We start from the raw sequence: 18,240 nt of genomic DNA, 5'->3' as shown, positions 1-18,240 counted from the left end.
ACGTCTTTACCAAGATCTGACACACATGAAGCTCTCCTGCCCTACGATCACGGCATGAGCGGCGCCGTCAGGATTCTGTTGGTCGAAGACGATCTAGATATCGCCAACGCTCTGATACCTGCGTTGCGCCGATACGGGCTGATGGTGACGCACGTCCGGACAGCCGCGGACGCCCTCGCGGCGGACCCCGGCGACCTGGTCCTGCTGGACCTCGGACTGCCCGATGGTGACGGCATCAACGTGTGCCGGCAGATCCGCACGGTGTCAGACGTCCCGGTGATCGCAGTGACCGCGCGAGGCGAGGCGGCGGACCGGGTCCGCGGCCTGCGCAGTGGCGCGGACGACTATGTGGTGAAGCCCTTCGCCATCTCCGAGCTACTGGCCCGCATCGATGCTGTACTACGGCGTACCGGACTGCTCCAACCCCGTCCCCGGGTGACAGTCGGCGACCTGACCGTGGACATCGAGGCACGCACCGTCCAGGTCGCGGACAAGCCCATCAGTCTGACCCGCAAGGAGTTCGACGTGCTAGCTGTGCTGGCCGCTCACCACGGCCGGGTGGTCCCCCGCGAGCAGGTCGCCCTGTACGCCTGGCAGTCCGTCTTCGAGGCCTCCTCGCGGACGATGGACGTGCACGTCGCGAGCCTGCGGGCGAAGCTCGGCCGGCCCGAGCTCGTGCAGACCATCCGCGGCGTCGGCTACCGCCTGGGTTCGGACTGACCGTTGCGTCGTCGCCTACTGCAGTCCCTCGTCCCGATGGTCATCGTTCTGGCCATCTTCGCCGCGGTGCCGCTGGCGAACTTCATCGCCACCGGCACCTCCCGCACGCTCTTCCTGTCCCGCAGCAACGACGCGGACTGGTTCGCCACGATGGCGGAGGGGCCACTGCAGTCGGGTGACATCGCCAACCTGCGCGAACTGACGGTCCGGTACCACCAGCTCTACGACACGCCCGTGTTCGTCGTGGACGTCGACCGCCGGGTGATCGCGACTTCGCGGTCCGGCGTCGTGGTCGCCGAGCCGGACCTCAAGATCGCCCTGGACAGCACCCTGGCCGGGCGGCTGCCGACCGAGCCGCCGGCACTGTGGCCGTGGCGCTCCGGCGAGATGGTGGTGGCCCGACCGGTCGTCAACAACGGCCGTGTCCTCGGCGCGGCAGTGCTGCGGGTGCCGACCGAGAACGCCCGCGACGACGTGCAGCGCGGTCTGCTGCTGCTCCTCGGCGGTCTGCTGATCAGCGTCGGAGCCGTTGTCATCGGCATCGTTCGCCCGGTCACCCGCTGGGTGCTGCGGCCGCTGAACGACCTCGACAACGCGACCCACCAGGTCACCCGCGGCGCGCTGGACACCCGGGTGTCCACAGACGGCCGCGCGCCGGAGCTCCGAAGACTCGGGGACAGCTTCAACTCGATGGCGCTCAGCCTGCACCAGGCCCGTCAGCGCGAGCGGGAGTTCGTCGCCGACGCGTCACACCAGCTCCGTACTCCGCTCACCTCGGCCCGGATCCACATCGAGGGCCTGTCCCGGCTGTCGCCCACCGCCCGCTTCGCGCTCAGCGACATCGACCGGCTCGGCCGGATCGTGCAGCGGCTGTCCCGGCTGGCCGGCTCGGACCGCCCGGGTGATGCCGAGGGCAGCGAAGAGCCGTTGGACCTGGCCCAGGCCGTCAAGGAGCGGCTGGTCGGCTGGAAGGCCGTCTACGCCGCCGACGACCTGGAGCTGATCATCGGCGAGATGGTGCCCGGCGGCGTCGCCCCCGAGCTCGAGGTGGACGACATCCTCGACGTGCTGCTCGACAACGCCTCGAAGTACGGCGCTCCGCCGGTGGAGGTGTCGGTTCTGCGGGACGGCACCGAGGTGGTTCTCGCGGTCCGCGACCACGGTCTCGGACTCGGCTCGCGTGACCTCAAGAAGGTCGGCGAACGCTTCTGGCGCAGCGCCCACCACCGGGAGATGCCCGGTACGGGTCTGGGCCTGGCCATCGTCCGCTCCGAAGCCGCCCGCGTCGGCGGCCGGGTGGTGGCCCGCCCACCCATCGGCGGCGGCCTCGTCATCGAGGTCCGCGTTCCCCTGATCGACGACTACGAGCTCTAGATGTGGTTGGTGCGGTACCAGCGTTCAGCGGCGTTGTGGAGCGGGATCGGCATGGTGGCGATCGCGGAGCGGGCGTCGAGGGAGCCCGCTTCGGGGTGCACGGCCATCAGGTCGGTCTGGCGGCGGAACATCGTGTTCAGCGTCCACCAGGCCCAGGAGTCGGACAGGCCACGGCGGGCCAGCAGGTAGTTCGGCACCGCGAGTGTCTGGACCGCGCTCGCCAACTGGTAGATCGACGGCGGGATCGACGACAGGACATAGCCGCCGAAACGCTTCAGGGCGATCATCTCCGCCACCGGGCCGATGTCGACCAGCCGGAACCCGATGTCCTTCTGCAGGCCCTTGATCGGGTCGGTGGGCAGACCACCGCTCCAGATCATCGCGTCGATGCCGTTGCTGGTGGCCGGGTCCTTCGCCAGCGCCTTGGCCCGCAGCGCCGCGACCGACTCCTGCAGGCCGAGCATCCTCGGCCTGACCTTGATCTTGGCGGTGCTCAGGATCCGGTTCGCCACCACCCTGGTGCCGGAGTTCGGCGACCCGACGCTGACCACGCGGCCGGCCAGGTCCCTCAGTGAGAAGATTTCGGAGGCGACCGGGACGACGATGTGCACGTAGTTGTCGTAGGTCCGGGCCAGCGCGGTGAAGCGGAGCGCGCCGCTCGAGAACGTCTCCACGCCCTCGTAGGCGTCTAGGGCGGAGTCGGACAGCGAGAAGGCGATGTCGGCCTTGTTGGCCGCCAGCATCTTGAGGTTCTCCACCGAGCCCTCGGTGAGCAGCGGCTGCATGGTCACCCCGGTCACCTCGGTGACCAGCTTCGCCAGCCCGGCGCCGTAGATCGCATATACGCCGCCCGCGTTCCCCGTCGCGAACCTGCCCGGCTCGGCCGGGGCCGGCTCAGCCGACTTCCCGCGGGAGCATCCCGGCGTCACCAGAGCCGCGGCTGCCGCAGCTCCGAGTCCGAGCACACTACGGCGATTCATCAGGCGGGGACGATCCATAGGTGACAACTTAGAGGTCAACCGGTCCGAGTCGGTAGTCACTCCACTCCCACGCGTACTCACGGGGCCGGCGATTCTCCTGTACTGCGGGCTCTGGCTCACCACCTGCCCACAGCGGGACACCCCAGGCCGTCCTACCTCCTGTCCGGATAGTGGCATGGGAGTGCTACTCGCGGAGCTGGGACAGACAGCGTCTGGACGGGTCTGGGGTGGATGTGACAGCGTTGTCATCGCGTCGGCCGTCAGGCCGCGGAGAAACCGTCATCGGAGGATGATTTCGTGCACGACGACCGATCACTCATCGAGGAGCGGCTGGGGCGCGCCCTGCGGGAGCGGATCCGCCCCGCGATCTACGGCACCGCAGTACCGCTGGACATCAAGGTGTGGCACGCGCCTGGTGAACCGGTACCGCCCGCCGAAGCACTCGCCGCGGCCTACGAGCCGGCCGAGATCGGGCTGCCCTGGGGCCCCGCCTGGGGTACCGCGTGGTTCCACTTCAGCGGCCAGGTGCCGGCCGAGTGGGCCGGGCAGGAGATCGAGGCCGTGATCGACCTCGGATTCAGCGGTGGCCCGGGTTTCTCCGCCGAGGGGCTGATCCACACCACCTCCGGCGTCCCGCTGAAGGGCCTGCATCCGCGCCAGACCTACGCGCCGCTGTCCATCCTCGGCCCGGACGGTACGGCGGCCTCGGCCGGCGACACCATCGAGTTCTACGTCGAGGCGGCCGCCAACCCGGAGATCCCGCTCGACAACGCCTACGCGAAGGTCGATATCGGCGCGAAGCGCGGCGAGGAGCCGATCTACCGGCTCGCCCGCGCCGACCTGGCCGTGTTCAACGCCGAGGTGTGGGACCTGATCCTGGACATGGAGGCCCTCGACGGCTTGCAGCGGGAGCTGTCCCCGCAAGAGCCGCGGCGCAAGGAGATCCTGCGCGCGCTGAGCCGCGCCCTCGATGTCCTCGACTACGAAGACATCGCCGGCACCGCGACCGACGCCCGCGCCGAGCTGACCGACGTACTGAGCCGGCCGGCGCACGCGAGCGCGCACCAGCTGTCCGCGGTCGGCCACGCGCACATCGACTCCGCCTGGCTCTGGCCGCTGCGCGAGACCCGCCGCAAGGTGGCCCGCACGGTGTCCAACGTCGCCACCCTGGCCCAGGAGTACCCGGAGCTCGTCTTCGCGTTCTCGCAGGCCCAGCAGCACGCGTGGGTGAAGGACAACTACCCGGAGGTCTGGGAGCGGCTGAAGAAGGCCGTTGCCGACGGCACCATCGTGCCGGTGGGCGGCATGTGGGTCGAGTCCGACACCAACCTGCCCGGCGGCGAGGCGCTGGCCCGGCAGTTCGTGCACGGCAAGCGGTTCTTCCTGGACGAGTACGGGATCGACACCCAGGAGGTCTGGCTGCCGGACTCGTTCGGCTACACCGCGGCGCTGCCCCAGTTGGTGAAGCTGTCCGGCTCGAAGTGGTTCCTGACCCAGAAGATCTCCTGGAACAAGGAGAACAAGTTCCCGCACCACACCTTCTTCTGGGAGGGCCTGGACGGGACCCGGGTGTTCACCCACTTCCCGCCGATCGACACCTACAACTCCGACCTGTCCGGCCGTGAGCTCGCGCACGCGCAGCGCAACTTCGCCGAGAACGGTGCCGCGACCCGTTCGCTGGTCCCGTTCGGGTACGGCGACGGCGGTGGCGGCCCCACCCGCGAGTTCGTCGCGACCGCCCGCCGGGTGGCCAACCTGGAGTCCTCGCCGCGGGTGACGATCGAGTCCCCGACCGAGTTCTTCAGCGCGGCCGAGGAGGAGTACACCAACGCGCCGGTCTGGTCGGGTGAGCTCTACCTGGAGATCCACCGCGCGACGTACACCTCGCAGGCCAAGACCAAGCAGGGCAACCGGCGCAGCGAGCACCTGCTGCGCGAGGCCGAGCTGTGGTCCGCGGCGGCCGTGGTGGCGGGCAAGCTCGACACCTACCCGTACGAGGATCTGGACCGGATCTGGAAGGCCGTGCTGCTGAACCAGTTCCACGACATCCTGCCGGGCAGTTCGATCTCCTGGGTGCACCGCGAGGCCGAGGCGACGTACGCGAAGCTGGCCGGGGAGCTCGAGGCGATCATCGCCAAGGCGCAGCAGGCGCTGGCCGGCTCCGGCGACGCGCAGATCGTCTTCAACGCGGCGCCGCACACCCGCGGCGGCGTGGCCGGTCTCGGCGCCGGCGTGTCCGTCGGCGAGGGCCAGGCCGTGACGATCGACAACGGCGTCCTGGACAACGGCGTGATCCAGGTGACGGTCGACGACCGCGGCCTGATCACCTCCGTGTACGACGTGGCAGCCGACCGCGAGGTGATCGCCCCGGGCAGTACCGCGAACCTCCTGCAGCTGCACGTGGACACCCCGAACCACTGGGACGCCTGGGACGTCGACTCGTTCTACAAGAACAACGTCCGCGACGTCACCGAGGTCGACAGCGTCGACTTCAGCACCGTCGAGGGCGTCGCCACGGTCGTGGTCAAGCGCTCCTTCAACCGCTCCAGTGTCACCCAGACGCTGCGGCTGCGGCCGGGCGCCAAGCGGCTCGACATCGAGACCTCGATGGACTGGCACGAGTCGGAGAAGTTCCTCAAGGCGGCCTTCCCGGTCGACGTGCACGCCGACCGGTCCGCGTCCGAGACCCAGTTCGGGCACATCTTCCGCCCGACCCACCAGAACACCTCGTGGGACGCGGCCAAGTTCGAGATCGCGGCGCACCGCTGGGTGCACGTCGGCGAGCCCGGCTACGGCGTTGCCGTGGTCAACGACTCGACCTACGGCCACGACATCAACCGGACCGCCCGCGAGGACGGCGGCACGACCACCACGATCCGTACGTCGCTGATCCGCGCGCCGCGCTTCCCCGACCCGCAGACCGACCAGGGCGTACACGTGGTCAACCACGCGCTGGTGGTCGGCGCCGGCATCCCGGAAGCGATCGAGGAGGGCTACCGGATCAACCTGCCCGAGCGGGTCGTCACCGGTGCCGCAGGCATCGACCCGATCGTTGCTCTGGACAACGGCAACGTGATCGTCGAGGCGGTCAAGCTGGCCGACGACGAGTCCGGCGACGTGGTCGTCCGGCTGTACGAGTCCAGCGGCGGCCGGGCCCGCGCGACCCTCACCCCGGGTTTCGCGGCCGGCACGGTCACCGAGGTCGACCTGCTGGAACGCCACCTGGCCGACCGTGAGCTGAAGGACGGCGGCATCTCGTTCGAGCTCCGCCCGTTCCAGATCCTCACCCTCCGCTTCACCCGCAACTGAGCACCACCTGCCTCAGCAAGACCCGCAGCTGAGCAACAGCTGACAGCTTGAGCAAGAAAGGGCCGCCCTGTCCCGGGCGGCCCTTTCGCGTTCGCCAGGAGCGAGCGCGCCACCTGATCGATCCGCGGTGTTCACAGTCCTGACGTAGCGTTGGTGGAGCCGACGTTGCCGACCTCGGGAGCTGGCATGACACCGACGCCTCTGCTCGGAGCGCGAACCCTCGACCGGGAGACGGCCCGTTCCCTGCCGCCCGGCCCCCGGCTGCCGACGCTGGCCCAGACGGTGCTGTTCGCCGGGCACCGCAAGACCTTCTTCCCGCGGATGCGCGCGCGGTACGGCGACGTCTTCACCATCCGGCTGGTCCCGTCGAGCCGGGTCGTCGTGGTGCTCAGCCGGCCGGACCACATCCGCGAGGTGTTCACCACCCCGCCGGGCATCATGCACGCGGGCGAGGGCAACACCGTGCTGCAGCCGATCATGGGCGACCACTCGCTGCTCCTGATCGACGACGAGGACCACGCCCGGATGCGCCGGCAACTGATGCCCGCCTTCAACGGCCAGGCCCTGCGCGGGTACGCGGAGATGATCGCCCGCCTCGCCGAGCACGACGTGGCGACCTGGCCGGTCGGCGAACCCTTCCGCCTGCACGAACGGATGCGGACCCTAACGCTCGAGGTGATCCTGCAGGTCGTCTTCGGCGTGACCGACCAGAACCGGCTGGAGCAGCTCCGCCCGCTGGTCGAGCGGGTGGTGTCGGTCCGCCCGATCATCATGCTCGGCGGCTTCTACCCGCGCCTGCTGCGGCTGCCGCCGTGGCACACATACCTCCGCATCCAGCGCCGCCTCGACGACATCCTGTACGCCGAGATCGCGGCCCGGCGGAACTCCGAGAACCTTGCCGATCGCAACGACGTACTCTCCAAGCTGCTGGCCGCGGGGACCTGGTCGGACGTGGAACTGCGCGATCAGCTGGTCACCCTGCTGCTGGCCGGGCACGAGACCACCGCGACCGCGCTGGCCTGGGCGTTCCACGAGCTGGCCCGCAAGCCGGATGAGCTCGCCGCCGGGCAGCGGGCCGCCGACGCCGGTGGCGACGACCGGCTGGAGGCGATCACCAAGGAGTCGATGCGGCTGCACCCGGTCGTGTACCAGGTGGGCCGCCGGGTCACGGAGACCGTCGAGATCGCCGGCTACCGGCTGCCGCGCGGGACCACGATCATGCCGGCGATGGGACTCCTGCACGCCGACGAGCAGCACTACCCGCAGCCGCTGGAGTTCAAGCCCGACCGGTTCCTCGGTGACAACCCGCCCGCTCCCGGCACCTGGATCCCGTTCGGCGGCGGAGCCAGGCGCTGTATCGGGGCCGGCTTCACCCTGCTGGAGGCGACCGAGATCCTCCGCGCCACCCTCACCCGGTACGGCGTCCGCGCGGTGCGGGAGGCTCCGGAGACAGCACAGCCGCGGAACGTGACCTTGGTCCCGTCCCGCGGCTGCGAGATCGTGGCGGAGCGCCGAGTCGGTTAGGGCGTGTCGGACACGCCCCTAGTCCTCGAGGTCGCCGACGTCGCCCAGGTCGACGTCGCGGACGTCCTCGAGGTCGGCGTCGTCCTCGTCGTCCAGCTCGAACGGCTCGTCGTCGTCCACCACGTGTACGGCCGCCTCCTCGGCGCTCGCCGCCGCGCCGTCGAAGCCGACGTCCTCTGCGACCAGCTCCTGCTCGTCGTCGGAGTGGGCGCCCTCGTCCGGCGCGACCAGGCGGCCGGAGCGCACCTCGCCGACCTCCGGGCCGCCGACATTCTCGCCGTCCTCGGCGTACGGGTCCACGTCCGGCTCCTCCTGGGCGATCCGCTGGTCCAGCGTCTCCCCTTCCAGCGCCTCCTCCGGGGTGGTGCCGAAGCCTTCGCCCGCGGACCACTTCTCCGGCGGCGAGTAGCCCTCGTCCAGGAGGTCGTCCACGCCCCGGTTGTTCAGGGTGTCCTCCGGCTGCAGCTGGTCCTCGTCGTCGACGCTGTAGCTGCCGTAGTCCTCACGGTTGTTCTCGGTCATGCCCCCAACCTTCGCTGTCCGGGCGGTGGGAAGCAAGGCGGCGCCCGGCGCCCGGTCGCGGGGCCTGCGCCCATCGTCCTCGAATCCATGCGCCCACGGTTCCGGTCCAGGCACCCGCGGTCCCCGGCCGATGTGCTGGGGTCGCCGGGTCCTGAGCGTGAAGTGATCCCCGATGATGGGGTGATGGACCCGGTCAGGCTGACGTTGGCGCAGCTTCGTGAGCTGCGGGACGACGTCGCACCGCGGGCCGCACGCCGCTCGAAGGCGTCCGTTCAGCGGCGGCTGGACCGCTGGCGCGACCGCGCTTTCTTCATCGCCCAGTGCGCCCTGGCCGCCGCGACAGCCTGGGCACTGGCCCGGTACGTCGTAGGCCACGCACAGCCGTTCTTCGCGCCGGTCGCGGCGATGATCTGCCTCGGGTTCAGCTTCGGACAGCGGTTACGCCGGGTCGCCGAGGTGATGGTCGGCGTCGCGGTCGGGGTCGGGGTCGGCGACCTGTTCGTGCAGCTCTTCGGCACCGGCGTCGTGCAGATCGTCTTCGTGGTCGCCCTCGCGATGAGCGTCGCCACGCTGCTCGGCGCGGGCAATCTGATGACCAGCCAGGCCGGCGTGCAGGCGGCGCTCGTGACCACCCTGCTGCCGGACCCGGGCGCGGGTTTCAGCCGCTGGCTGGACGCGGTCATCGGCGGCGTGGTGGCGCTGGCCGCGGCGACGATCGCGCCGGCCGCCCCGATTCGTCGCCCGAGGCAACAAGCCTCGGGGGTGCTGAACGAGCTGGCCGAGATCCTGGTCGAAGCCGCCGACGGCCTCCGGGCGGACGACGAGGAGGCTGTCACCGACGCGCTCAGAAGGGCCAGGGACAGCGAGTCCCTGCTGGACGACCTCCGCAGCGCGGCCGACGAGGGCGTGGCCGTGGTCCGGCTGTCACCGTTCCGCCGTCGGCACCGCGGCCGGGTCCAGGAGGTCGCCGACCTGGTCGTACCGCTGGACCGGGCGATCCGGAACATCCGGGTCCTCGTCCGCCGCGTGGCGGTCTCCGTCTGGCGCGACGAGCGGATGCCCGACGAGTACCCGATGCTGCTGGACCGGCTCGCGGACGGCACCCGGCTGATCGCGGAATCCCTCTTCGAGCCCGCCGCCGATGTCGCCGCGCACCGCGTCCTGGGCGAGCTCGGCCGCCGTACCGCGGTGATGCCGACGCCCCCTGGACTGTCCGCGGTCGTCGTCCTGGGCCAGATCCGCTCGACCATCGTCGATCTGCTCGAACTGACCGGTACGACGTACGACGAAGCGCGTGAACTCGTCCCGCTGCGGCCCGACGGACTGGATGAGAAGTAGGTCACACCAGGAAGTTTTGCCGGATCCCCGTCATAGCCGGCGCCGCGGCGCGTCTCACCGGCATGACGATCCACCGACTGATGAGCGTTATCGCCACCGAGCAGGTGCACCTCCTGCGCCGCGATGACCAGCCCAGCGACACGACGGCCGCCCAGGCCGCCTCAGTGGTCTCCCCCAACGACCGGAGCGACGCCGCCGAGCAGTAGGCGCCCACCGGACGGACGGACAGGCGGCGCGCCCGGACGGTCTTCCCCACCGAGGTAGACCGCACGGAAGTCGCATGACGCACGAGGCGCCCTGATGCGAGGCGTCGCCTGTTCCGTCGCCAAGTGCCCCGCTCACGCGGAGCACAGAACCACCCGCTGGCTGTCCTGACGCCGATTGCGCGAGGCTCAGGGCAGCCAGCAGGGTGGTTCCTTCATTTCCAGCCCGTTATTTCTCCACCAGTACTTCGGTGGTCACCGAGTTCGCGATGAAGCACTCCTGGTGGGACAGGTGGTGCATCCGCTCCAGGGTCGCCTCGTCCGGGGTCTCGCCGGCGAAGGTGATCTCCGGGTGCAGTGTCACCCGGGTGATCGCGATCCGGCCGGCCTCGTTCTTCTCCATCACCCCGACCGCGCGATCGACGTACGAGTCGACCACCAGCCGCTTCTTCGCCGCGATCGCGAGGAACGTCAGCATGTGGCAGGACGACAGCGCCGCCACGAACGCCTCCTCCGGGTCGACCCTGGCCTCGTTGCCCAGGTAGACCGGGTTGGCCGACCCGGGCACGATGACCCCGTTGTCGAAGCGCCACTCGTGGTCGCGGCTGTAGGTCTGGTAGGTGAACTCGTGCTCACCACGGCTCCAGCTGATCGCGGCCACGTGCTCCGACATGTTCGAGTCACCTCTCCGAGACGTTCTCCCGGCACCAGGACGGCGCCACCACGGGATTGCATCGTACGGGGCTGTCCCCAGGCAGCTTCGCGACGAAGTCACTGTCGTACCGCGAGGCCATCCCGGCCACCGGGAAGTCGGTGGTGACCCACTGGGCGCCGCTGTCCAGCGCGATCCCGATCCGGCTGGTCTCCTTCGCCAGCACCGTCGACATCGGCTCGTCCGACCGGGTCCGGACCAGGTATCCCTTGCGCACCAGCCGCTGGATCTCGGCCTGGTTCGCACCCCGCGGGTCGTTCACCATCGTCACCGCGGCGTCCGGCTGGCCCTCCGGACCGCGGGTGAAGACGGCCCGGCCCTCCAGGTTCGGCTTGCCCTCGCGGTACAGGTCGCGGATCTCGCCCTCACCGCCGTTGTCGAAGAAGAACATCACCTTGCCGCGGGCCTGGTCGAGCGTCGGCCAGCCCATGGTCAGCACGGACTTCTCCAGCGTCAGGCCCTTGCGCCGGACGTCGTCGGGCGACAGCAACTGCCGCTCGGACAAGACCGACCGGATCTCGGTGTCGATGCTGTTCAGGTTGGCCAGGTCCCACGGCGGCGCCTTCACCCCGCCGGCCGCGACCACCTTCGGGTCGGACTGCTTCAGCTCCAGCTGGATGGTGATCGGCGCGTGGTCCGGGTGCTGGTCCGACCAGGTCTTCACCTGCTTCAGGCACACCACGAAGCTGCGGCAGTTGGTGTTGTAGTCGAAGTCCGGCACATGCATCACCTTGATGCCGGGCTTGGCCAGCTCCGGGTCGGTCAGCGGGCCCTGGCCGGTCAGCTTCCGGATCAGCGGGTAGGTGTAGAGGCCGCCGGCCGGGTCCGGGAACAGGTCGAGCTCGAGCGCGCGGATGTTCTGGTCCTGCAACTGCTGCGGGATCGAGGCGTGCGAGTAGAACAGGTTGATCGCGCCGGGATCCTGCGCCTGCTGGACCTGCTTCTCCACCGCGCTCAACTCCCGGTGGTAGGAGTTGTGCGCCCCAATCTGCTGAATCTGGTTCAGCCGGAGGGTGGACTGGTGGCCCGATCCTCCCTGGTCGGTCTGCGGCTTGTCCGCCGTGATCGCGCTACCGGCGATCCCTGACGCGGCGACGGTCACGGACGCGAGTGCCGCGACCCATTTGCTGCTGATCTGCATGCTGCTGTTCCCCTCGCAGGATGGACGGTGATCCTGGCGTTGATTCTCTGTGGAATCAGGTCACCTGCAACCTGCATCGAACTGTCATCGAAGTGAACGACTCGGTATTGGCAACGTTGTCCCTCTCGGCGTGCACAATGAGCCCATGGTCACCACTTCTTCTGCCGGCGAGGACCCGGGAGCAGACAGCGGCTCGGCGTACCCGTTGCGCCGGACCCCGACCCAGGACCGCGCGAACCGCCAGGTCGAGCGGATCCTCGACGCCGCCTGCGCCGAGGTGGTCGAGCGTGGGTACGACGCCGCCTCGACGAGCAGCATCGCCCGCCGCGCCGAGATCGCGGTGGGCAGCGTCTACCGGTACTTCCCGGACAAGCGAACCCTGATCCAGGCGATCGAGCGGCGCAACCAGCACCGCTACACCGAGGCTGTCCGCGAGCGTCTGGCCGCGGTGGCGGACTGGCGCGAGGCCGTCGACGTCACCTTGGACACGTTCCGCGAGATGCACCGGACCGACCCCGGCTTCCGGGCGGTGGTGCTGAGTGGTCTGGGCGATCCCGACCTGGAGGCGACGCCCGGCGAGTTCGACGACCAGCACGCCGGCGAGTTCGCCGAGTTGCTGGTGCTGCGCTTCGGGGCCCGCGACAGCCACGAGTTCCGGCTGTCGGTGACGCTGACCATCGCGATGGGCGAGGCCCTGTCCCACCTGGCCGAGCGGCTGCCCGCGGACGACGCGGAGTACGTGCTGGCTCAAGGCCGGCCGGCCCTCCACCGCCTGCTCGAGCCCCACCTCCCCTGAGGGCCGGCTCGAGCAGGGCTGACAAAATCAGAAGATCCCCGCCACTGGGGCGAGGGATCGAGGGGCGCCGACTCTGCCCGGGTGGCAGCCCCGGCTAAGGAAAAGAGACCTAGGGCAGCGGAACCGGTGACCTCGGGCCGAACTGCGGCCAGTGGCTCACCTTGCCCGCGATCCTGGCCCGACGAGGCGCCCGGATGTCGTAGCTGACGATCACCCTGTCGTTCTTGGCGTAACTGCTCGCCGACGCCAGCGGGATCATCCGCTGGACCTCGAACGGGCCTTCGCCGTGTCGCGTGTAGTACTCGACAGTGACCTCCAGGCATTCCGCCGTCGCACCACTGTCCAACTGACCGCGCACCGGTCCCCGTACCCGGGTCACCCGGCCCGCCGTCTTCTCCACTCCGTCGCCGCTGCGCCTCACACCCGCAACAACGTCCGCCACGATGCATGCCGTGACCAGCAGCACCAGGCCGAATCCACCGAATACAACGATAGTCAACATGGCACTCACCCCCGACGCGCCGCCCGCTAGCGACGCGGTCGTCGTTCCGAAACTGCCTTGTGCGGGACTTCCCCGCACAAACGGTGAGACGCCACCTGGGGGACGCAGGTTCCCAGGTTCTGACAAATGAGTCTCAGCCGTCACCGAACATGCCGAACTCGTACTGCGGGGGGATCGGCCGCTCGGTGCCGAGGTCGCGCTGCGCCCGCTGCCAGTACTCCGCGAGCGGGTTCGCCCCCTCCCGTACTCCGGCCAGTTCGATGCCCTCGTCCAGCAGGGCTTCCGCGCCGGCGGGGTCACCGGACTGGAGGAGATATCGGACCCGGGCGAGCCGGAGCCGCGGGTCGTCCCGGACCTCCGGCGCGACGCGATGGAAGATCTCCTCGGCGCGGGAATTCTCGCCCGCCTCCAGGCAGGCGTTGATCGCCTCGACCATCAGGGGCACCACGCTGCCCGGCGCCAACTCGGTCGCCAGTTCGTAATCGGTGAGGTTGTTCGTGCAGACCGCGAGGTTGCGGATCGCCCAGGCGTTCGGCTGCCTCGTCCGGGAGGTCTCCCAGGCCGTGAGGGCGCCCGCCTCGTCGCCGGCGTACCAGCGGGCGACGCCGCGGTGATACCAGACGAGCCAGTTGTCGTCGGCGGCTGATTCCAGCAGGTCCGTCCAGCTCACCAGGGTCCCGTCAGGAGTCTGGTCGGTCCCCGTCTCGGGAAGGTGTCCGTCGAGCAGCGGCAGCCAGGCTCGCTCCCGCTCGGTCATGGTGTCCTCGGTGAACGGGGTTCCGCTGGAGACCTTCCAGCCGGTCCGCCGCAACTCCAGCGCGCCCCAGCCCGACCCGGTTGCGAGCGATTGCGTCGGCTCCGCGTCCGCAACGGTCAACCACTCCAGCTCACGATCCGGCAATGCCGCGAGCACGGGCTCCAGCACTGCGCTCGCTCCGGTGCGGGCGGTCATCCAGTCGTCCGCGTGCGCCGTGGCGGGATCCACCGACAACCGGCCGTACGCTTCGAGCCAGTGCCAGTTGGTTGCTGCTGGCAACTTGAGGTGTTCCATCTGGGTCCGCGCCAGGCCGGCCTGGATCTCGGCGTACCCGGCGCCCTCGAGGCCCGGGGACAGCCAGTCCTGCCAGCGGCGGCCGCCTTTGGCCTCACCCCAGACGAACAGCTTCCGGCCGCGCAGCCGCTGCGTCGACGCCTGCACCAGACCGTTGCCCTCAGCATCGAGTGACGCGATCCAGGGGCGCTCCTCCGGCGGCAGTTCGAAGAAGAAGTCGACGGCCCGCTTGTGCCGCATCGAGTACGTCAGGTCGAAGCCGTCGTACTCCGGTACGCCGACCAGGTCGAGGCGGTTGCCGTAGCCGAAGCGCCAGGCCTGGTCCGCGGGCACGAGCACCCGGGTCTCCGGGGACTGCTCGACGGCGATGTTGGACCACCAGTACGCCGGGACCGCCTCGCTCGACGGGTTCTGGATCCGCGCGCCGACGTACAGGTGTTCGGAGTCCTCGGGGAGCCAGAAATCGAGTTGGGTGACGAGGTTGCGGGTGCGTTCCCATTCCCAGAGGCGGAGCATCGGGGTGCCGTCAGGGCCCTTGACCTGGGCGGCGTGCAGGGGTGCGCAGGTGCCCGTCCAGTGGCCGGTGCTGCCGAGGTTCCACTCGACGCCGCCGGCGAACCAGGCGTTGCGGAGGGCGAGATTCGCGGGCTGCAGGACGGGGTTGCGATAGAGCAGTTCCTGGCCGGTGGCCTTGTGCACGAGGGAGTAGAGCCGGCCGCCGAGGCTGGGGAGCACAGTCGCGCGGAGGTGATCGTTCTCCAGCACGAGCGACGGGAGCGCGCGGACGACCAGGTCGCGGTCGTAGCCGTCCTGGTCCAGGCAGGGAAGGGTGCTGGCCAGCCGCCCGTAGCCGATGTTGTCCCGCATCTCCGGCGGCAGGTCGTCGGCGTTCTCGACGTGGTGCATCTCCTGCTGGCTGCGCAGCGGCGGCAGCGGGTTCTCGTCTCCCAGGGAGGCGGCGGGCAGGACCAACTCTTGCGCGGAAAGGGTCGTCACAGCCTTGATTCTTGCAAGTTCGAGCAAGTCCGTCCATTGTCCGTCCATGGTGTTCCGGTGTCCGCTATACATGACTCCACCGGACGGGTGAGGGGATGGATTTGATGGACGCGGATGTGATCGTCGTCGGCGCGGGGCTGGCCGGACTGGCCGCGACGGCCGAGCTGGCCGACGCGGGCAAGAAGGTGCTGCTCCTCGACCAGGAGTCGGAAGCGTCACTCGGCGGACAGGCGTTCTGGTCCTTCGGCGGGCTGATGTTCGTCGATTCGCCCGAGCAGCGCCGGATGGGCATCAAGGACTCCCGGGACCTCGCAATGCAGGACTGGCTCGGCTCGGCCGGGTTCGACCGGCTGGACGACGAAGACAAGTGGGCGCGGCAGTGGGCCGAGGCGTACGTCGACTTCGCGGCCGGGGAGAAGCGCCCGTGGCTGCATGCCCAGGGGGTGCGGTTCTTCCCGGTGGTGGGCTGGGCCGAGCGCGGCGGGTACAACGCTGACGGCCACGGCAACTCGGTGCCCCGCTTCCACATCACCTGGGGAACCGGTCCGGGTCTCGTCGCGCCGTTCGAGCGCCGGGTCCGCGAGGGCGTCGCCAAGGGGCTGGTGGAGTTCCGGTTCCGGCACCGCGTGGATGAGCTGACCTTGACGGGCGGTGTCGTCGACGGTGTCTCCGGCAAGGTGCTCGAGCCGAGTGACGTCGCCCGCGGCGTGGCCAGCTCGCGGGTCGAGGTCGAGGACTTCGCGCTCACGGCACAGGCGGTGATCGTCACCTCAGGCGGTATCGGCGGCAATCACGACCTGGTCCGGTCCAGCTGGCCCGCGCGGATGGGCAAGCCGCCGACGGAGATGATCTCCGGCGTTCCGGCGCACGTGGACGGCCGGATGCTGGGGATCACTGAGGCGGCCGGCGGCCGGTACGTGAACCGCGACCGGATGTGGCACTACACCGAGGGCATCCGGAACTGGGACCCGATCTGGCCGATGCACGGGATCCGGATCCTGCCCGGGCCCTCCTCGCTCTGGTTCGATGCCACCGGCAAGCGGCTGCCGGTACCGCTGTTCCCCGGCTTCGACACCCTCGGCACGCTCGAGCACATCATGACGACCGGCTACGACTACAGCTGGTTCGTGCTGACCCAGAAGATCATCGAGAAGGAGTTCGCCCTGTCCGGGCAGGAGCAGAACCCGGACCTCACCGGCAAGGACATCCGCGGCGTGCTGGGCCGGGCCCGGGGCGGCGCGACCGCGCCGGTGCAGGCGTTCATGGACAAGGGCGCCGACTTCGTCGTCCGGAACAACCTGGCCGACCTGGTCCGCGGGATGAACGAGGTGGCGGGCAATGACCTGATCGATCTCGCGGACCTGGAGCGGCAGATCAAGGCCCGGGACCGCGAGATGGACAACACCTTCACCAAGGATCTTCAGATCACCGCGCTGCGCGGCGCTCGCAACTACCGAGGCGACAAGCTGATCCGGGTGGCGTCGCCGCACAAGATACTCGACCCCAAGGCAGGACCGTTGATCGCGGTCAAGCTCAACATCCTGACCCGCAAGTCCCTCGGCGGTCTGCAGACCGACCTCGACTCCCGCGTACTGCGGGCCGACGGGACTCCCCTGCCCGGGGTCTACGCGGCAGGCGAGGTGGCCGGTTTCGGCGGTGGCGGCATCCACGGCTACCGCTCGCTGGAAGGGACCTTCGTCGGCGGGTGCATCTTCACCGGCCGTACTGCGGGTCGCGCCGCAGCCAAGGCGGTGTCCTGACAGCGGGTGGCGCGTGAGCACACGGCGGGTGGGGTCGCGGCCCACTCGTCGGCGGGTGGTTGTGTGTCTTGAACCTCTGTCTGAGGGTCGGCCTGCCTTCTAACGTTGCGCGCAGCCAACCCTGGGAGGACCTCCTATGCGCCGCCTCGCCTTGTCCATTGCCGTGCTGTTGCTGGCTGGTGGTCTCACCTTGCCTGCCGAGGCTCACGGGTGTCCACGGCTGCGGGTGCCGGGGGCGGAGTACCAGGTTGTTGCCTGTCTGGATGATTTGACGACGGCGGGGACGGTCGCGTCGGGGCATACCAATCCGGCCGACTATGCGGGGCTGACGCATGCGGGGTTGCCTCAGCAGTCCGGCGTGCCCGGGGTGCAGATCGACGGGTACTTCCCGGACACCTCGCGGACGAACACGAATCACGGGTGGAATCACGATGCGCAGTACGTGATCCGGCTGCCGGAGAAGTGGAACGGCGGGCTGGTGGTGGCGGGGTCACCCGGGGTGCGGGCGCAGTACGCGAATGATCGGGCGATCTCGGACTGGGTGCTCGCGAAGGGGTACGCCTTCGCGGCGACCGACAAGGGGAACACCGGGGCGAACTTCTTCACCGACGGGGTGAAGCCGGGTGATGCGATCGTCGAGTGGAACCAGCGGACGACGCAGCTGACCCGGGCCGCGCGGGCAGTCGTGGCCCAGCGCTACGGCCGGGCGCCGCGCGAGGTGGTGGCCGCGGGCATCTCGAACGGTGGCTATCTGGTGCGTTGGCAACTGGAGAACCACCCGGAGCTCTACACCCGTGGCGTCGATCTCGAAGGGACGCTGTGGACCGCCAAAGGGCCGAACCTGCTGAACTTCTTGCCGCCGGCGATCAAGGGCTACGAGCAGCAGTCACCCGCACAGATCGTTGCCGCGGGCTTCGATCCTCGGTCGGACTTCTTGTGGGACTACCACTACACGGTCTACTGGAAGCTGACCCAGCGGATCTACGCGGCCGAGCTGGACCCGACGTACGCCGGAACCGAGGCCGACTACGACTACGCGTCCCGCCCCTCCGCGCAGCAGGCCGTACGGCGGATCGCGCTGACCGGGAAAATCGGCAGGCCGCTGACCACGTTCCATGGCACGCTCGACAGCCTGCTGCCGATCACCCAGGACTCCGACGTGTACGCCGACCTCGTCCGGCGGGCGGGGAGATCCCGGTTGTTCACGTACCAGCGGGTCGAGGCAGGCAATCACGTCGACGGTCTCGTCGACGCCTACCCCGACCAGCTGGTGCCGCTGGTTCCCCTGCTGCAGAAGGCGATCGCGCGTTAG

At 69.5% G+C, this 18,240-nt stretch carries 15 protein-coding genes; 9 read left to right on the top strand and 6 right to left on the bottom strand.

What is annotated here, in order from left to right; translation table 11 throughout:
- Nucleotides 1-54 precede the first annotated feature (54 nt).
- On the top strand, nt 55-720 hold the full coding sequence (locus ACFPJ1_RS31980; protein ID WP_012918592.1) for a response regulator transcription factor: 666 nt from the start codon (nt 55-57) through the stop codon (nt 718-720).
- Between the two features lie 36 nt (nt 721-756).
- Entirely contained in the window at nt 757-2,094 is a 1,338-nt protein-coding gene (locus ACFPJ1_RS31975) for a sensor histidine kinase (protein ID WP_380109643.1), read from the top strand.
- Here ACFPJ1_RS31975 and ACFPJ1_RS31970 read toward each other — a convergent pair.
- Complete coding sequence (locus ACFPJ1_RS31970; protein WP_380109641.1) at nt 2,091-3,074, bottom strand: TAXI family TRAP transporter solute-binding subunit; 984 nt, start codon at nt 3,072-3,074, stop codon at nt 2,091-2,093. The genes ACFPJ1_RS31975 and ACFPJ1_RS31970 overlap by 4 nt on opposite strands.
- Nucleotides 3,075-3,371: 297 nt before the next feature.
- On the opposite strand from ACFPJ1_RS31970, the gene ACFPJ1_RS31965 reads away from it, so the two are divergent.
- Together ACFPJ1_RS31965 and ACFPJ1_RS31960 are read left to right on the top strand one after the other, a co-directional pair.
- The gene (locus ACFPJ1_RS31965) at nt 3,372-6,383 is read left to right on the top strand and encodes an alpha-mannosidase (RefSeq protein WP_380109639.1); all 3,012 of its coding nucleotides are present in this window, start codon (nt 3,372-3,374) and stop codon (nt 6,381-6,383) included.
- Nucleotides 6,384-6,569: 186 nt separating this feature from the next.
- Complete coding sequence (locus tag ACFPJ1_RS31960) at nt 6,570-7,907, top strand: cytochrome P450 (protein WP_380109637.1); 1,338 nt, start codon at nt 6,570-6,572, stop codon at nt 7,905-7,907.
- Nucleotides 7,908-7,925: 18 nt separating this feature from the next.
- On the opposite strand, the gene ACFPJ1_RS31955 is transcribed toward ACFPJ1_RS31960, so the two are convergent.
- Nucleotides 7,926-8,429: a DUF5709 domain-containing protein gene (locus ACFPJ1_RS31955; RefSeq protein WP_380109635.1), complete on the bottom strand. Its 504-nt coding sequence runs from the start codon at nt 8,427-8,429 to the stop codon at nt 7,926-7,928.
- Nucleotides 8,430-8,612: 183 nt separating this feature from the next.
- Here ACFPJ1_RS31955 and ACFPJ1_RS31950 point away from each other — a divergent pair, with 183 nt between their 5' ends.
- On the top strand, nt 8,613-9,767 hold the full coding sequence (locus ACFPJ1_RS31950) for an FUSC family protein (protein ID WP_380109633.1): 1,155 nt from the start codon (nt 8,613-8,615) through the stop codon (nt 9,765-9,767).
- A 62-nt stretch (nt 9,768-9,829) separates the two neighbouring features.
- Nucleotides 9,830-9,973 (top strand): hypothetical protein, encoded by a 144-nt coding sequence (locus ACFPJ1_RS31945; protein ID WP_380109632.1) that lies wholly within the window; start codon nt 9,830-9,832, stop codon nt 9,971-9,973.
- Between the two features lie 226 nt (nt 9,974-10,199).
- On the opposite strand, the gene ACFPJ1_RS31940 is transcribed toward ACFPJ1_RS31945, so the two are convergent.
- Both ACFPJ1_RS31940 and ACFPJ1_RS31935 read right to left on the bottom strand, forming a co-directional pair.
- Nucleotides 10,200-10,643: an OsmC family protein gene (locus ACFPJ1_RS31940; RefSeq protein WP_132292073.1), complete on the bottom strand. Its 444-nt coding sequence runs from the start codon at nt 10,641-10,643 to the stop codon at nt 10,200-10,202.
- Nucleotides 10,644-10,650: 7 nt separating this feature from the next.
- Nucleotides 10,651-11,823: a phosphatidylinositol-specific phospholipase C1-like protein gene (locus tag ACFPJ1_RS31935; protein WP_380109630.1), complete on the bottom strand. Its 1,173-nt coding sequence runs from the start codon at nt 11,821-11,823 to the stop codon at nt 10,651-10,653.
- Between the two features lie 145 nt (nt 11,824-11,968).
- On the opposite strand from ACFPJ1_RS31935, the gene ACFPJ1_RS31930 reads away from it, so the two are divergent.
- A complete protein-coding gene (locus tag ACFPJ1_RS31930) occupies nt 11,969-12,619 on the top strand; it encodes a TetR/AcrR family transcriptional regulator (RefSeq protein WP_380109628.1) in 651 nt (216 codons plus the stop codon).
- Between the two features lie 109 nt (nt 12,620-12,728).
- Here the strand turns inward: ACFPJ1_RS31930 and ACFPJ1_RS31925 are convergent, their stop codons facing one another.
- A complete protein-coding gene (locus ACFPJ1_RS31925; protein WP_380109626.1) occupies nt 12,729-13,121 on the bottom strand; it encodes a DUF3592 domain-containing protein in 393 nt (130 codons plus the stop codon).
- A 133-nt stretch (nt 13,122-13,254) separates the two neighbouring features.
- The gene (locus ACFPJ1_RS31920) at nt 13,255-15,168 is read right to left on the bottom strand and encodes a DUF5107 domain-containing protein (protein WP_380109624.1); all 1,914 of its coding nucleotides are present in this window, start codon (nt 15,166-15,168) and stop codon (nt 13,255-13,257) included.
- Nucleotides 15,169-15,272: 104 nt separating this feature from the next.
- Here ACFPJ1_RS31920 and ACFPJ1_RS31915 point away from each other — a divergent pair, with 104 nt between their 5' ends.
- Entirely contained in the window at nt 15,273-16,928 is a 1,656-nt protein-coding gene (locus ACFPJ1_RS31915; RefSeq protein ID WP_380109621.1) for an FAD-binding dehydrogenase, read from the top strand.
- A gap of 136 nt (nt 16,929-17,064) precedes the next feature.
- Nucleotides 17,065-18,240, top strand: coding sequence for an alpha/beta hydrolase family protein (locus ACFPJ1_RS31910; protein ID WP_380109619.1), 1,176 nt, complete (start codon nt 17,065-17,067; stop codon nt 18,238-18,240).

Origin of the sequence: Kribbella qitaiheensis, assembly GCF_042657745.1 — a bacterium.
Taxonomy (GTDB): domain Bacteria; phylum Actinomycetota; class Actinomycetes; order Propionibacteriales; family Kribbellaceae; genus Kribbella; species Kribbella qitaiheensis.
The sequence above is the reverse complement of the archived record's forward strand: the minus strand, read 5'-3'. Positions and strand labels throughout refer to the sequence as shown.

Bases quoted from the DNA above. Each gene is read 5' to 3' on its own strand.
- ACFPJ1_RS31910 (WP_380109619.1), top strand. From the start codon at position 17,065: ATGCGCCGCCTCGCCTTGTCCATTGCCGTGCTGTTGCTGGCTGGTGGT.
- ACFPJ1_RS31945 (WP_380109632.1), top strand. From the start codon at position 9,830: ATGACGATCCACCGACTGATGAGCGTTATCGCCACCGAGCAGGTGCAC.
- ACFPJ1_RS31980 (WP_012918592.1), top strand. From the start codon at position 55: ATGAGCGGCGCCGTCAGGATTCTGTTGGTCGAAGACGATCTAGATATC.
- ACFPJ1_RS31930 (WP_380109628.1), top strand. From the start codon at position 11,969: ATGGTCACCACTTCTTCTGCCGGCGAGGACCCGGGAGCAGACAGCGGC.
- ACFPJ1_RS31970 (WP_380109641.1), bottom strand. From the start codon at position 3,074: ATGAATCGCCGTAGTGTGCTCGGACTCGGAGCTGCGGCAGCCGCGGCT.
- ACFPJ1_RS31925 (WP_380109626.1), bottom strand. From the start codon at position 13,121: ATGTTGACTATCGTTGTATTCGGTGGATTCGGCCTGGTGCTGCTGGTC.
- ACFPJ1_RS31915 (WP_380109621.1), top strand. From the start codon at position 15,273: ATGGACGCGGATGTGATCGTCGTCGGCGCGGGGCTGGCCGGACTGGCC.
- ACFPJ1_RS31955 (WP_380109635.1), bottom strand. From the start codon at position 8,429: ATGACCGAGAACAACCGTGAGGACTACGGCAGCTACAGCGTCGACGAC.
- ACFPJ1_RS31960 (WP_380109637.1), top strand. From the start codon at position 6,570: ATGACACCGACGCCTCTGCTCGGAGCGCGAACCCTCGACCGGGAGACG.
- ACFPJ1_RS31935 (WP_380109630.1), bottom strand. From the start codon at position 11,823: ATGCAGATCAGCAGCAAATGGGTCGCGGCACTCGCGTCCGTGACCGTC.
- ACFPJ1_RS31950 (WP_380109633.1), top strand. From the start codon at position 8,613: ATGGACCCGGTCAGGCTGACGTTGGCGCAGCTTCGTGAGCTGCGGGAC.
- ACFPJ1_RS31975 (WP_380109643.1), top strand. From the start codon at position 757: ATGGTCATCGTTCTGGCCATCTTCGCCGCGGTGCCGCTGGCGAACTTC.
- ACFPJ1_RS31940 (WP_132292073.1), bottom strand. From the start codon at position 10,643: ATGTCGGAGCACGTGGCCGCGATCAGCTGGAGCCGTGGTGAGCACGAG.